The organism is Xanthomonas phaseoli pv. dieffenbachiae (assembly GCF_008639345.1).
Taxonomy (GTDB): domain Bacteria; phylum Pseudomonadota; class Gammaproteobacteria; order Xanthomonadales; family Xanthomonadaceae; genus Xanthomonas; species Xanthomonas phaseoli.
In genome coordinates this window covers 3,197,125-3,210,326 of record NZ_CP041380.1, presented here as the reverse complement: position 1 = coordinate 3,210,326, position 13,202 = coordinate 3,197,125, and the positions used below count along the sequence as shown (strand labels likewise).

Genomic DNA, 13,202 nt, shown 5'->3' with positions numbered 1-13,202 from the left:
CGCGGTCAATGCCAGGCGGGCGCAACGGGTTAGAACTTTGGTCGTAGAGTGCTGCGGTCACGGATCGGTTAGGGGCGCTGGCGCTGGCGGCGTTTGGAACGATCGGTTGCAATGGTCGCGGTTGGGCGGCGGCCCGCGCGCACCCATCATTGGCGCTTCGCCACAGGGCACAGGGACAAGCGATGAGCACCACGACCACCACAGCAGCGCATGTACTGCGCACCATTCGCGGCATGCCGACTTCCGACGGGGCCGGGGTCAAGCTGACCCGCGTCATCGGTACGCAGCAGCTGCCGGAACTGGACCCGTTCCTGATGCTGGATGAATTCGGCACCGACAAGGCCGAAGACTACCTGGCCGGTTTCCCCAGCCACCCGCATCGCGGTTTCGAGACCGTGACTTACATGCTCGACGGACGCATGCGCCACAAGGACAACCACGGCAACGAAGGCCTGCTGACCCCGGGCAGCGTGCAGTGGATGACTGCCGGGCGCGGGCTGATCCATTCGGAAATGCCGGAGCAGGAATCCGGACGCATGCGCGGCTTTCAGTTGTGGGTGAACCTGCCGGCGCGCGACAAGATGACCGATCCCAAGTACCAGGAGTACGCACCCGACCACATTCCGGTGGCGCACCCGGCGCCCGGCGTGACGGTCAAGGTGATTGCCGGTGCGGTGGGCGAGGTGGTCGGGCCGATCGTGCAGCCCGCCACCAGCCCGGTGTACCTGGATATCGCACTGGAACCGAACGTGGAATGGGAGTACCAGCTGCCCAGCGGGCATAACGCGTTCGCGTATGCCTTCGAGGGCGCGCTGACGGTGGGCGAGAGCGACACCGCGCGCGCGTTGCCGGCGCAGCAACTGGCCGTGTTGGGCGGTGGACAGCGCCTGCGCCTGCACGCCGGTGCCGACGGTGCGCAACTGATCCTGGTCGCCGGCCGCCCGCTCAACGAGCCGGTGATGCGGCACGGCCCGTTCGTGATGAACACCAAGCAGGAGCTGATGCAGGCGTTCGTCGATTTCCAGGAAGGCCGGTTTTGAACCGGCCCGCGTGCAAGAGCGGGAGCCGGCGATGAGTGACCGCCCCGTCAGCGTGCGCACCGGCACGGTGCCGTACACGGTCAGCATCCACGACGGGCTGCACACCTGGAGCGGCGATACGCAGCTGGCCAATGGTGGCAGCGACGTCGGGCCGGATCCCGAATCGCAGGTATTGGGCGCACTGGGCGCGTGCACCGCCATCACGGTGTCGATGGTGGCCGCGCGCAAGCAGTGGCCGCTGACGGCGGTGCACGTGCATCTGCATTACACGCAGCGCGGCGCTGCCGGCACGGCGATCGCCCGCGAGGTGGTGCTCGACGGGGCGCTCGACGACGAGCAACGCGCACGGTTGATGGAGGTGGCCGACAAATGCCCGATCCATCGCCTGCTTACCGGCGAGGTGCGCATCGACAGTCAGTTGCAGGCCGCTGGCGGCGGTGGAGACACGGCGATTCAATGCGACTGACAGACGCTTGCCGGCGGTCTTCGGGTTCGGTGAATGCGAGATCGGAATCGGACCGGGCGATCGGTCCACACCGCTTCCGGGCGTGCCACGACCTGCGCTACTGCTGCAACGTTCGCAACCGTGCGCGATCTCCAACGGGTCGCCGCACGTGATGGCCGGCGGATTCGAAATCGTTGAGCGGCTGGACGCATCCGGCGCGCGTGGTGCATCTGCACGCCGCTTGAACGTTGCCTCACGCGCGTCGGCGCGACACGCCTGAGGCACCAGCATCCGCGCGCAATGGCGATCTGCGGCCACGCGCTAGCGGCGGATATCGTCAGGCAATGTGTGCAGCGCGCCGGCAAGCCCGCGCGCTGCAAGGCCGTTACAGCAGCGGCGCGCAGCGCTGTAACGCGCGTTGCGTCAGCGCTGCAGCGCCAGGCTGGCCGGTTGCAGATCCATGTTCTGCACCATCGACTGCATCGAGGCGAGTTCTTCGGTGCTGGCACCATCAATCCACAGCTGCGCGTAGCGCTTCTTGCCCAGTTCGACCACGGTGACGCGGCGCGATTCCATGCCCGGCACGTTGCTGCCGCCGAGGTCGAGCTTGTACCAGTAGAAATCTTCCTGCTGGATCTGGCCCTTTTCGGCGCGGCGGTCGCGTGACAGTGTCATCGCCGGGTCGCGGGTGGTGAGCATCACGCCGACCACCTGCCGACCATCGGCAGTCATGGCCTTGCAGACCAGGTAATCGGCACCGGCGAGCTCGTTCCACTGCAGGCCGGAGGCCGGTGGCAACGGCGGGCAGACCGGCGAGGTCTGGGCATGGGCGGTGGCAGCGGCCAGCAGCAAGCTCAGGCCAACAAGGCAGGATGCAGACTTCATACACGATTCCCCGGCATTGGATGACGATGCGGGCGCGCCGATTTCGTGCCGTTGCAGTGCCTCGAACTCCCCGCTCGAGGACTGCCGTCTACGCAGCGCGCTCCGTCTACAAAGCAATCACTACCACAGTTTTGCGAATCGGCTCAAGTGGTGTCGCACATGCGCCTGGCATCGCATGCGCAGCGCGGCACTTCCGTTCCGAGACCTGGTGATTGCGCGTGCCGGTCCACGCGCGCAGCGCACGGTTTCAAGGGTAATTAACCGGTTTTGGGGCCGGTGTTTCGGGCAGCGGAATGAACTCCTTGTCGTCGCCAGGAATGCTGCCGAAGCGGCCTGCCTGCCAGTCGTCCTTGGCCTGCTCGATGCGCTCCTTGGAGCTGGACACGAAGTTCCACCAAAGATGACGCGGCCCATCCAGCGGCTCGCCGCCGAGCAACATCGCCTTGAGCGGGGTCTTGGCGCGCAAGCGGCCGCGGGCGCCGGGCGAGGGCACGATCAAGTGGCGGGCTGGCACATCGGCACCATCCAGCTGCGCCTCGCCTTCCAGGATGTACAGAGCGCGCTCGGCGTGCCCGGTGTCCAGATCGAGTTCGGCGTCGGGCGCCAGGTCCAGCGCCACGTTCAGCGTCCCGCTGAACACCTGTACCGGCGATTCCTCGCCATATGCGCGGCCGGCGATCACGCGCAGCCACACGCCATCGCGGCGCTGCTGCGGCAAGCTTGCCGCCGCGTGGTGATGGAACGCGGGCGCGGTGTCTTCGGCCGAGCGCGGCAAGGCGATCCAGGTTTGCATGCCGTGCAAGGCGTGTTCGCGTGCGCGCTCCGGGCCGGGCGTGCGCTCGGAATGGGCGATGCTGCGGCCGGCGGTCATCCAGTTGACGTCGCCCGGGCGGATCACCTGGTCCGAGCCGAGCGTATCGCGGTGGCCGATTTCGCCGGCCCACAAGAACGTGACCGTGGCCAGGCCGATGTGCGGATGTGGGCGTACATCGATGCCGTGATCCGGCTCCAGCACGGCTGGGCCCATGTGGTCGACGAACACGAACGGGCCGACGCTGCGCGCCTGCAGGGTGGGCACGGCGCGGCGCACTTCCAGTCCGCCGATGTCGTGGACGCGTGGAGCGATCAGGGTGGTCATGCGCGATCTCGCGGAGTTGATGATGTGGGCACGAGCTTCGCATGCGCGGTGGCCGAGGCGGGCGCGTGGCGTAAAACGCAGTGTCCGAGTCATGGCGCTTCATGCGCATCGGAAGAATGCGTCATCGGCGCAGCGGCTGGCGCCGCATCGCGAACGCCACGCGGACGCGGCGCGACAGCAGTTCATGGCGACAAAGCCCTGGTCCTTTGCAGGCAGATGCGTTGCCAACGTGGACATCGTTGGCCGCGCAGACGACTCATCCAGCGCTGCGGTCCGCGACGATGCAGGCCGCAACGTCGAGGCGTAGGCGCGGGCGCCATTCCCGTCCGCATGTCTGCAAGTGGTAAGGCCTGGGGCGCTTGCGGCCACCATGGTTGGCCTGATCTTCCAACGCGAGCGGCCGTCGACAGAGGTCGCCGTTGCGCTGCCGAGCATCGGTCGACGAGGCGCTGGCAGCGGCGTGTTGCAACACGAACGAAGTTGCGTTGCGGGAAACGTACCGGCGCACCCCAGCTGCGTTTTGCCAAGCTGCGTGGGTCATTGCGCCATGAATAATGGCGGCGTTGCACGCTCTGCGAGCGCCTTGGCCTTCATTGCGTGTTTCAGGTTCCAGATCGGCAACGGTCACTTGCCGTGCATCGTCTGCGCTGCACACGTGGCGGCAACTCGCTCGCGCTTTAGCGTTTTACTCGATGCGTTTCAGATTCCTACTCCCAATCCGAGGAATACGTTATGTCGTTATCGATCTCAGGAAGGAAGTCAACATCGCTGCTCTTCTTGGTGATGGCAGCGCTGGCGCCCTGCCTTGGTAGTGCGCAGAGCGCCCGGGCTGTCCCCAGTCTCATCATCAGTGCGTCCGCCAATGTCCGCTCGCTGGCATTTTTGATCAATGGAAGCGCGGCCGCCTGCTATGCGGTCTACTCCGGCAGGAGTGTTGCAGGGCCGACGCTCAGCACGGCGACCACCTATCAGGTCGTTTCGTCCGCGTCCTCGTGCGGCGATCAGCCCTATGCAGTGGGGGCTTCGGTGAATTACCGGCCTCCGTTAGACAAGCAAATGATTTTCTTCCGGATCAATAGTTCCGGTGGCATCGTCATCACCTACAACTGATTGGTCGCTGCAGCGCCGTGCCAGTGCGGCCGGCGCTGCCGCTCGTGGCCGTGGCCACTGATGCGACGCCTGCTCACAGCAGCTGAGCGGGGTAGGTGGCCGGTACCGTCACCTCGCCGCGGTGCGAGGCCAGCCGGTCGGCCAGGCGCGTGGGCTCGGGCAGGCGATAGGCGCGCAAGGTGCGCAGGGTCCAGTCGAGTGCGCCTTGCATCGACACACGATGGCCGGGCGAGACAATCAAGGGATTGCAGCGCGGTTTGCTGCGCAGTGCCCAGCCGATCTGCGCACCGCCCAGCAGGATCGGCGTGTGGTCGCCGCGTGCCGGCCCAGGCTCGGCGAAGCTGCCGGCCAGGCGTTGCTTGGCGATGCCGATGCACGGCAGGCCGGTGACCACGCCGAAGTGCGCCGCAATTCCAAGCCTGCGCGGGTGTGCGATGCCCTGGCCATCGATGAACACCAGATCCGGCGTACGCGACAGCCGCGCCAGGGCCTGCAGCAAGGCCGGCAATTCGCGAAAACTGAGCAGGCCGGGGACATAGGGCATCGAGGTCGGCACGCGCGCGACGTGCGTTTCCAGCGGCAGCAGCGTCTGCGCATCCAGCAACACGACGGCCGCACGGGTGGTCTGGCCATCGTCTTCGAAACCGACATCGAACCCTGCAAGCAACTGCGGCGTTGCGCCTACCGCGTCGTCGAGCACCACGCGCCGTGCCAGTTGCTGCTGCAACTGTCGCGCCTGAATCACGCTGCCGTCCCAACCGGCGAAGACGGGGTCGTTGGTCTGCATCGCCACAGCATCGCGCGCTGCATGTGGCGATCTCGTGCACGCCTGCGATGCACGAGCTGCCGCTACAATCGCAGGCTGATCGGCCCCAATCGGAGAACCGTAGTGACCCGCAAACTCGTACTGCTGCGCCATGGCCAGAGCCAATGGAATCTGGACAACCGTTTCACCGGCTGGGTGGATGTGGACCTCACCGAGCAGGGCCGCCAGGAAGCTGCGGCGGCCGGCAAGCTGATGAAAGACGAAGGGCTGCAGTTCGATGTCGCCCACACCTCGGTGCTCAAGCGCGCCATCCACACGCTGCAGGGCGCGTTGAAGGAACTCGACCAGGACTGGCTGCCGGTGTCCAAGAGCTGGCGCCTCAACGAGCGCCACTATGGTGGCCTGCAGGGCCTGGACAAGGCCGAAACCGCGGCCAAGCACGGCGAGGAGCAGGTCAAGATCTGGCGCCGTTCGTACGACATCCCGCCGCCGGCGATGGACGTCAACGACCCGGGCCACCCGTGCCACGATCGTCGCTACGCCACCCTGGACCGCAATGCGTTGCCGGGGACCGAGTCGCTGGCAACCACGCTGGTGCGCGTGTTGCCGTACTGGCACGACGCGATCGCGCCGCAGTTGAAGGCCGGGCAGACCGTGCTGGTGACTGCGCACGGCAATTCGCTGCGCGCGCTGTACAAGTACCTCAACGATGTCTCCAACGAGCAGATCCTCGAGCTCAACATCCCCACCGGCATTCCGTTGTTGTTCGAGCTGGACGAAGCCTTGCGGGTGCAGAGCTACCGCTACCTTGGCGATCCGGAAGCGGCCAAGCGCGCTGCCGAAGCGGTGGCCAACCAGGGCAAGGCGAAATAATCGCCGTTGGCGGTTGCAGCGCGGCGCGCGGTGCGTGCAGCGCGTGTTCTTGTGTGCACGCGGCTGCAAAGGAGGCTGCGTGCGGTGGTGAATGGAATGCGTGCGGTGGTGAATGGAAGCGGTACGACGGTGCGCTGCGCGCTCCGCACCGAGGTGCAGGCGAAACACGATGTCCGGCAAACGCAAAACCCGGCAGATGACTGCCGTTTACTGCCGCGCGTATCTGGTGACGCTCGGCATGCTGGTGGCCGGGGGCGCGGCCTTTGTTGCCCTGGCTGCTGGCGACATCTCCGGCGCGGGGCTGGCGCTGGCGCTGCTGATCTGCGCGATGGGGGTGCTGTTGCTGGGGTTTGGCGTGGCTGGGCCGGCGCGACAGATGGAAGCGTGGGCCGATGCGACGTCGGGGCACGAGGTTGCCCTGGTGCTGATGGTGATGGCGTATCCGTTGTATCTGTTGATGGCGCCGTTTTACGCGCGGCGTTGAGCGCATGCGATGGCGCAAGGTGCGCCGGCGTGCAGGTGGGTGGAAATGGCGCGTCGCGTGCCGATCAAGGACGCGCACGTGCTGTACAGATGCAATGGACTTTCATACCGCACGGCATCGGACCTCATGTGGCGGTGCCGCTGCACCGATGTGGTCTGGCCGGTTGCCGAGCGACGGACGAAGAGACAAGCGCCTGCGCTGCGCGGTCCTTCGCCCGCGCTTGCCGAGCGGATGTCGACTTTTTTCGATCGCGCCTGCGCGGTCATGCCCTGGAGAATTCAATGAAGTTGCGCAAGTTAGCCCCGCTGTCGCTCGCGGTTGCCATGGTGGTCGCGCTGTCTGCGTGCGGCGCCTCCGACGACGCTGCCAAGGTGGCGCCTGCCGCGCCGCAGGCGGTACCGACCAAGGTGGACGTGTCCAAGCTCGATGCACCGATCGTGGCGTTCAGCAGCGGCGATCTGGACCCGAGCATCGCTGCATGTCAGGACCTCAATGGGTTCGTCAACGCCAAGTGGCTCAAGGCCAACCCAGTGCCCTCCGATCGCACCAGCTGGGGCAGCTTTGAAGTGCTGGCCGAGCGTTCGCTGACCATCCAGCACGCGTTGGTGGAGCAACTGGCGCGCGGCAATCTGTCGGCCGGGTCGGTGGATGCCAAGATCGCCGACCTATGGCGGACCGGTTCGGATGAAGCGGCGATCGACAAAGCCGGCATCACGCCGCTGCAGCCGCAGCTGAAGGACATCGATGCATTGACCGATGCGCCGGCCATCGCCGCCTGGTTGCGCGACAGGTATGCGCAAGGTCAGGGCTTGGTGTTTTCGTTCGGTGCCAATGCCGACTACAAGAATTCCGAGCAGATGATCGCCTACGCAGGGCAGGGCGGTCTGGGCTTGCCCGAAGAGGGCTATTACACCGATCCGGCGCAGGCAAAGATCCGCGAGCAGTACGTGGCCTACATCGCGCGGATGCTGGAGCTGTCGGGTCTCCCGGCACCGCAGGCGGCCGCACAGGCCAAGGCGGTGATGGCGTTCGAGACGCGCCTGGCCAATGCGTCGTTGTCGCGTATCGAACTGCGCGACCCGGCCAAGCGCTACAACCCGGTCGATGTGGCCGGCGCCAACGCCATCACGCCGCACTTCGACTGGAAGGCGTTCTTCGCCACGCTCAAGGTGCCGGCCGGCACCTTCTCGCTGAGCCAGCCGGGCTATTTCGCCGAGCTCGATGCGATGCTGGCCGATACGCCGGTCGATACCTGGAAGGCGTACTTGCGCTTCCATACGGTGGACGAAGCGGCGCCGTATCTGGCCAAGCCGTTCGAGCAGGCCAATTTCGATTTCTACGCCAAGACCCTGCGCGGGCAGCAGGACATGCTGCCGCGCTGGAAGCGCACCTTGAACGCGGTCAACGAGGCGATGGGCGAGGCCCTGGGCCAGCTGTACGTGCAATCTGCATTCCCGGCCGAATCGAAGGAGCAGATGCAGCAACTGGTGCAGAACCTGTCGGCGGCGCTCAAGGCGCGGCTGGAAAAGCTCGATTGGATGAGCGCGGACACCAAACAGCGCGCATTGGAAAAATGGGCCAGCTTCACTCCAAAGATCGGTTACCCGGACCAGTGGCGCGATTGGTCGGGCCTCCAGACGCGTGGCGATGGCTTCCTTGCCAACATGCAGGCCGCGCAGGCATTCAACTACCGCTACATGCTGGACAAGATCGGCAAGCCGGTCGACAAGCGCGAATGGCACATGACTCCGCAGACGGTGAATGCGTACTACAACGCCACGCGCAACGAGATCGTGTTTCCGGCCGCGATCCTGCAGCCGCCGTTCTTCGACCCCAAGGCCGATCCGGCCTTGAACTACGGGGGCATCGGTGCGGTGATCGGGCACGAAATGATGCATGGCTACGACGATTCCGGCAGCCAGTTCGATGCCAAGGGCAACTTCGATAGCTGGTGGACCGATGCAGACCGCAAGCTGTTCACCGAGCGCACCGACCAGCTGGTGGCGCAGTTCGATGGCTATGAAGCGATCAAGGGCGTGCACGTCAAAGGCAAGCTGACGCTGGGCGAGAACATCGGCGATCTGGGCGGCTTGACCGTGGCGTACGATGCCTTGCAAATGGCGTTGCAGGAGCAGCCGGCCGCCAACACGCAGATCGACGGCTATTCGCAGGACCAGCGGTTCTTCATGAACTGGGCCACGGTCTGGCGCCGCAACTTCACCGATGGCGAATTGCGCGTGCGCCTGAACACCGACCCGCACGCACCGGCGAATTTCCGTGCCAACGGTGCACCGTCGAACATGCCGGCGTTTGCGCAGGCGTTCCAGTGCAAGCCCGGCGATGCGATGGTGCGTGGCGACCAGCAGCGGGTGACCATCTGGTAAGCGACGTGGGCGCGCACTGGTGCTTCGGCAACTCGCGCGCCACACCGCTGATGTCGCGTAAACCACCGCGTTGGCCCCGTGCCGCACGCGGTGCTGCGAGTCCTCGTGTCCTCGTGTCCACGACACCCGTCCGTTTTTGCTGCAATTGTCGAGGTTGCTTGTGGCAGCGTCTGCACACCGGCCTGCCCGCGTGGGCTCTACACTGCCGCGCTGCGAATCGCGGAATCGGCAGTGACGAAGCGGAAATTCTTCAAATGGTTCGGCATTGCGCTGCTGGTGCTGGTGCTGGCCAGCGCGTTATCGCTCTACGGCTACGGGCGCTTTGCCGACCGCCAACGCGGGCCGGTCAGTCACGTGCTGCCTGCCGCGGCGGTGGCGACGCCCATCGACAAGGTGGTGGCGCCATTGCAACAGGCGCACGCCGACCAGACCGGCATGGTGATCCTGCCGGACAACGTCGATGCGTTTGCGGTATGTGCGCTCACCGCGCGTGCGGCCGGGCGCAGCCTGGATCTGCAGTACTACATCTGGCATGCCGATTTCACCGGCAACCTGCTGCATAACGAATTGCTGCGCGCGGCCGATCGCGGGGTACGCGTGCGCTTGCTGCTGGACGACATGAATATCCATGGCAGCGATTCGGTACTGGCTGCCCTGGATAGCCATCCGTTGATCGAGATTCGCCTGTTCAACCCCACGCGCGCGCGCGAAGGCACCTTGATGCGCGGCGTGGAGATGGTGCTACGCATGTTCAGCATCAATCGCCGCATGCACAACAAGGCCTGGATTGCCGATGGCCGCATCGCAGTGGTGGGCGGGCGCAACGTTGGCGACGAATACTTCGACGCGGCGCGCGACACCAATTTCATGGATATGGATGCGGCGCTGATGGGGCCGGCGGTGGGCCAGGCCGAGCGGGTATTCGACGCGTACTGGAATAGTCCCAATGCCTTACCGCTGTCTGCGCTGGTCACCGCAAAGCCGCAGGCGCTGGAGGCCTTGCGTGGCAGCCTGGACGCGGGCATGGCATCGGCGCGCGCGCATCCGTATGTGGAGCGGCTCAAGCGCTCGCCAAGCGTGCGCGAACTGATGCAGGGCGACCGCCCGGTGCACTGGGTGTCGCAGGCGCGCATCGTTTCCGATCCGCCGGAAAAAGCCGAAGGTGCGCCGCCACAAGCCGACTGGATGACGCCGGTGCTGATCGGCGAAATGGCGCACGCCCGGCGCGAGCTGAAAGTGATTTCGCCGTATTTCGTGCCGGGCGAGGAGGGCATGCGCTGGATCGGCAATCTGCGCCAGCGCAATGTGCGCGTGAGCATCCTGACCAATTCGCTGGCCGCCAACGACGTGGTGGCAGTGCACAGCGGCTACGCCGGCTATCGGGTGCCGCTCCTGCAGCAGGGTGTGCGCCTGCATGAGCTCAAGCCGATGGGCAAGCCGGACGGCAGCCTGTTCGGTTCCAGCGGTGCGAGCCTGCATACCAAGGCATTTGTCGTGGACGACAGCAGCGGTTTCATCGGCTCGTTCAATCTGGACCCGCGCTCGATGAACCTCAATACCGAAATGGGCCTGCTGTTCAATGACCGCGTGGTCACCGCAGAACTGGAGCGGCTCTACAACCACAAGGTCAGTGCGCCGGTGAGTTACCGCGTGACCCTGGAGCAGGGCGAACTGCGTTGGCACGACGATGCCGCGCAGCCGCCCGAGGTGTGGTCGCGCGAGCCGGCCGCGAGCGTGTGGCGACGCGGTGCAGCCGCGGTGATGGGCTGGTTGCCGCTGGAGTCGCAGTTGTAGCTGGCTGCTTGGCGTGCTGCCCTCATCCGCCCTTCGGGCACCTTCTCCCGCCGGCGGGAGAAGGGTAGATCTCCCGCCAGCGGGAGAAGGACGGGTGGCGGTTTTTCATGGAGGGGAGAATGCGCGCGTCGGTGCGGCGAAGAGGCAGTGGCTGCTTTGGAGCAGACGCGATGGCTGCATTGGAGCAGGGGCAATGGCTGCATTGGAGCAGAGGCAATGGCTGTGTCCAGCAGATGCACAGGCTCTGTGAGCAGGTGCAGCGGGTGTGTTGCGCGGAAGACGCGTAAGAGGGGGTAGACGCGCCGGTTCTGTCGGATTTATTTGGCGCGCGGCGTGAACGTCGGTCGCGTTATTGCAGCTGCGTCACGATCTCGCGTGCCATCGCGCCCAGCGGGAGGATACGGTCTGCGCCGCCGCGCTTGATCGCTTCCTTGGGCATGCCGAACACGATGCTGGTGTGTTCGTCCTGCGCCACCGTGCGTGCGCCGGCCTGGCGCATTTCCAGCAGGCCGGCGGCGCCGTCGTCGCCCATGCCGGTCATGATGATGCCCAGCGCATTGCTGCCGGCCGCGCGCGCGGCCGAGCGGAACAGCACATCGACCGACGGGCGATGCCGGTTGACCGGTGGGCCTTCCAGTACTTCGACGAAATACTGCGCGCCACTGCGACGCAGCAGCAGATGTTTGCCGCCGGGTGCGATCAATGCACGGCCCGGCATCACGCGGTCGTTGTTGGCGGCTTCCTTGACCGCGATCTGGCACAGGCCGTTCAGACGGGCGGCGAAGGCGGCGGTGAATTTCTCCGGCATGTGCTGCACGATCACGATGCCCGGGCAGACGCGCGGCAGCGCCGTGAGCACTTCTTCCAGGGCCTGGGTGCCGCCGGTGGAGGTGCCGATGGCGACGATGCGTTCGGTGGTCTGCGCCAGCGCACGCCCGCTTTGCGCCGGCAGGATGACATCGGCAGTGTGCTTGACCTCCGCTTCCAGCGGCGCGGCAGTCACGCGCGCGGCCAGCCGTTTGACGTTGGCGCGCGCGGCGCTGCGCACGGTCGCCACCAGTTCGTCGGCAGAGTCGGTGAGAAATTGCTTCAGACCCAGGCGGGGTTTGGTCACCACCGCCACCGCGCCGGCGGCCAGCGCATCCATGGTGACGCGCGCGCCTTTTTCGGTGAGCGTGGAGCAGATCACCACCGGCGTGGGCCGTTCGCTCATGATCTTGCGCAGAAAGGTGATGCCGTCCATGCGCGGCATTTCCACGTCCAGCACGATGACATCCGGCCAGTGCTGGCGCATTTTTTCGATCGCCAGCAGCGGGTCGGCAGCAGTGGCGATGACGTCGATGCCCGGCGCATCGTTGAGCACGCCCACCAGCACCTGGCGCACCACTGCCGAATCGTCGACCACCATGGCCTTGATGGTCGTGGGGTTGGTGGCCGGGCGATGGAGCGCTGTGGACACGGTAAATCCTTGGGTCATGCCTTGCGGAAAATCGAGGGTGCCACCTGGACCAGATCGATGTCGAGTTCGCACAGGCTTTCCGAATGGCCGATGCAGAAGTGCCCGCCCGACTTGAGGTTGGACAGCACGCGCAGGATCACTTCGCGCTTGGTCTGACCATTGAAATAGATCATGACATTGCGCAGGAAGATCGCATCGAAGCTGCCCAGCGCCGGCAACGCGGCATTGAGATTGGCGTGCACGAACTGCACGCGTTCGCGCAGCCGCCGCTCCACCAGCAAGGTGCCGTCGTACTCGCCCTGGCCACGCAGGCAGTAGCGTTTGAGATAGGCCTGCGGGATCCCGTCGATACGTTGCAGCGCGTAATGGCCGGTGCGTGCCTTGGCCAGGACGCGGGTGCTGATGTCGCTGCCCACCACTTCGAACGGGCGGCCCTGCAAGGTGTCGTCCAGCACCATCGCCATGCTGTAGGCTTCTTCGCCGCTGGAACTGGCAGCGCTCCAGCAGCGGAACGGCAGCCCGCCACGGTGTTCGCCGGCCAGCTTGCGCAGCAGCTCGAAATGCTTGGGCTCGCGAAAGAAGTAGGTTTCGTTGGTGGTGAGCAGGTCGATCGCAGTCTGGATTTCCCGGCGGTCCTGCCGGCTTTCCAACAGCTGCAGATACTGCGTGTAGCTGCTGAACTGATGTTCGCGCAGGCGCTTGCCCAGGCGGCCGCACAGCATCGCCTTCTTGCCGGAGGAAATGGTGATGCCGGCCGCTTCGAAGATGAAGCGCTGGAAACGGCCGAACTCCTGTTCGGTGATGGCGGTCGCGGTGCTCATCGG

General features: G+C 65.6%; 12 protein-coding genes. 7 read left to right on the top strand and 5 right to left on the bottom strand.

Features of this window, described 5'->3' with window-relative positions:
- The first annotated feature begins 182 nt into the window (after nt 1-182).
- Complete coding sequence (locus tag FLG15_RS14505; protein WP_017157199.1) at nt 183-1,040, top strand: pirin family protein; 858 nt, start codon at nt 183-185, stop codon at nt 1,038-1,040.
- A 31-nt stretch (nt 1,041-1,071) separates the two neighbouring features.
- Nucleotides 1,072-1,506 carry an OsmC family protein gene (locus tag FLG15_RS14500; RefSeq protein WP_057677939.1) on the top strand — a complete coding sequence of 145 codons (435 nt, stop codon included), beginning with the start codon at nt 1,072-1,074 and terminating at the stop codon, nt 1,504-1,506.
- A 402-nt stretch (nt 1,507-1,908) separates the two neighbouring features.
- On the opposite strand, the gene FLG15_RS14495 is transcribed toward FLG15_RS14500, so the two are convergent.
- Together FLG15_RS14495 and FLG15_RS14490 are read right to left on the bottom strand one after the other, a co-directional pair.
- Nucleotides 1,909-2,370, bottom strand: coding sequence for a hypothetical protein (locus FLG15_RS14495; RefSeq protein ID WP_039570517.1), 462 nt, complete (start codon nt 2,368-2,370; stop codon nt 1,909-1,911).
- A 247-nt stretch (nt 2,371-2,617) separates the two neighbouring features.
- The gene (locus FLG15_RS14490) at nt 2,618-3,508 is read right to left on the bottom strand and encodes a pirin family protein (RefSeq protein ID WP_150146642.1); all 891 of its coding nucleotides are present in this window, start codon (nt 3,506-3,508) and stop codon (nt 2,618-2,620) included.
- Between the two features lie 732 nt (nt 3,509-4,240).
- On the opposite strand from FLG15_RS14490, the gene FLG15_RS14485 reads away from it, so the two are divergent.
- Nucleotides 4,241-4,618 carry a hypothetical protein gene (locus tag FLG15_RS14485; protein ID WP_150146639.1) on the top strand — a complete coding sequence of 126 codons (378 nt, stop codon included), beginning with the start codon at nt 4,241-4,243 and terminating at the stop codon, nt 4,616-4,618.
- A 73-nt stretch (nt 4,619-4,691) separates the two neighbouring features.
- On the opposite strand, the gene nfi is transcribed toward FLG15_RS14485, so the two are convergent.
- Nucleotides 4,692-5,405 carry a deoxyribonuclease V gene (gene nfi / locus FLG15_RS14480; protein WP_057677947.1) on the bottom strand — a complete coding sequence of 238 codons (714 nt, stop codon included), beginning with the start codon at nt 5,403-5,405 and terminating at the stop codon, nt 4,692-4,694.
- Between the two features lie 102 nt (nt 5,406-5,507).
- Here nfi and gpmA point away from each other — a divergent pair, with 102 nt between their 5' ends.
- The 4 genes from gpmA (at nt 5,508) to FLG15_RS14460 (ending at nt 10,919) form a co-directional block, all read left to right on the top strand.
- Nucleotides 5,508-6,257, top strand: coding sequence for a 2,3-diphosphoglycerate-dependent phosphoglycerate mutase (gene gpmA / locus FLG15_RS14475; protein ID WP_057677942.1), 750 nt, complete (start codon nt 5,508-5,510; stop codon nt 6,255-6,257).
- Nucleotides 6,258-6,426: 169 nt separating this feature from the next.
- A complete protein-coding gene (locus FLG15_RS14470) occupies nt 6,427-6,741 on the top strand; it encodes a hypothetical protein (protein ID WP_057677943.1) in 315 nt (104 codons plus the stop codon).
- Nucleotides 6,742-7,022: 281 nt separating this feature from the next.
- Nucleotides 7,023-9,125 (top strand): M13 family metallopeptidase, encoded by a 2,103-nt coding sequence (locus FLG15_RS14465; RefSeq protein ID WP_057677944.1) that lies wholly within the window; start codon nt 7,023-7,025, stop codon nt 9,123-9,125.
- Between the two features lie 231 nt (nt 9,126-9,356).
- Nucleotides 9,357-10,919, top strand: a complete 1,563-nt coding sequence (locus FLG15_RS14460; RefSeq protein ID WP_057677945.1) for a phospholipase D family protein — start codon at nt 9,357-9,359, stop codon at nt 10,917-10,919.
- Nucleotides 10,920-11,268: 349 nt separating this feature from the next.
- Here FLG15_RS14460 and FLG15_RS14455 read toward each other — a convergent pair whose 3' ends face one another.
- Nucleotides 11,269-12,396: a protein-glutamate methylesterase/protein-glutamine glutaminase gene (locus FLG15_RS14455; protein WP_057679888.1), complete on the bottom strand. Its 1,128-nt coding sequence runs from the start codon at nt 12,394-12,396 to the stop codon at nt 11,269-11,271.
- Entirely contained in the window at nt 12,393-13,199 is an 807-nt protein-coding gene (locus tag FLG15_RS14450) for a CheR family methyltransferase (RefSeq protein ID WP_057679889.1), read from the bottom strand. The genes FLG15_RS14455 and FLG15_RS14450 overlap by 4 nt, the downstream gene beginning before the upstream one ends.
- Nucleotides 13,200-13,202: the final 3 nt, after the last annotated feature.

What these genes read in the sequence shown, in the direction of transcription:
- FLG15_RS14505 (WP_017157199.1), top strand. Translation starts at nt 183, where the DNA reads ATGAGCACCACGACCACCACAGCAGCGCATGTACTGCGCACCATTCGC.
- FLG15_RS14500 (WP_057677939.1), top strand. Translation starts at nt 1,072, where the DNA reads ATGAGTGACCGCCCCGTCAGCGTGCGCACCGGCACGGTGCCGTACACG.
- FLG15_RS14495 (WP_039570517.1), bottom strand. Translation starts at nt 2,370, where the DNA reads ATGAAGTCTGCATCCTGCCTTGTTGGCCTGAGCTTGCTGCTGGCCGCT.
- FLG15_RS14490 (WP_150146642.1), bottom strand. Translation starts at nt 3,508, where the DNA reads ATGACCACCCTGATCGCTCCACGCGTCCACGACATCGGCGGACTGGAA.
- FLG15_RS14485 (WP_150146639.1), top strand. Translation starts at nt 4,241, where the DNA reads ATGTCGTTATCGATCTCAGGAAGGAAGTCAACATCGCTGCTCTTCTTG.
- nfi (WP_057677947.1), bottom strand. Translation starts at nt 5,405, where the DNA reads ATGCAGACCAACGACCCCGTCTTCGCCGGTTGGGACGGCAGCGTGATT.
- FLG15_RS14470 (WP_057677943.1), top strand. Translation starts at nt 6,427, where the DNA reads ATGTCCGGCAAACGCAAAACCCGGCAGATGACTGCCGTTTACTGCCGC.
- FLG15_RS14465 (WP_057677944.1), top strand. Translation starts at nt 7,023, where the DNA reads ATGAAGTTGCGCAAGTTAGCCCCGCTGTCGCTCGCGGTTGCCATGGTG.
- FLG15_RS14455 (WP_057679888.1), bottom strand. Translation starts at nt 12,396, where the DNA reads ATGACCCAAGGATTTACCGTGTCCACAGCGCTCCATCGCCCGGCCACC.
- FLG15_RS14450 (WP_057679889.1), bottom strand. Translation starts at nt 13,199, where the DNA reads ATGAGCACCGCGACCGCCATCACCGAACAGGAGTTCGGCCGTTTCCAG.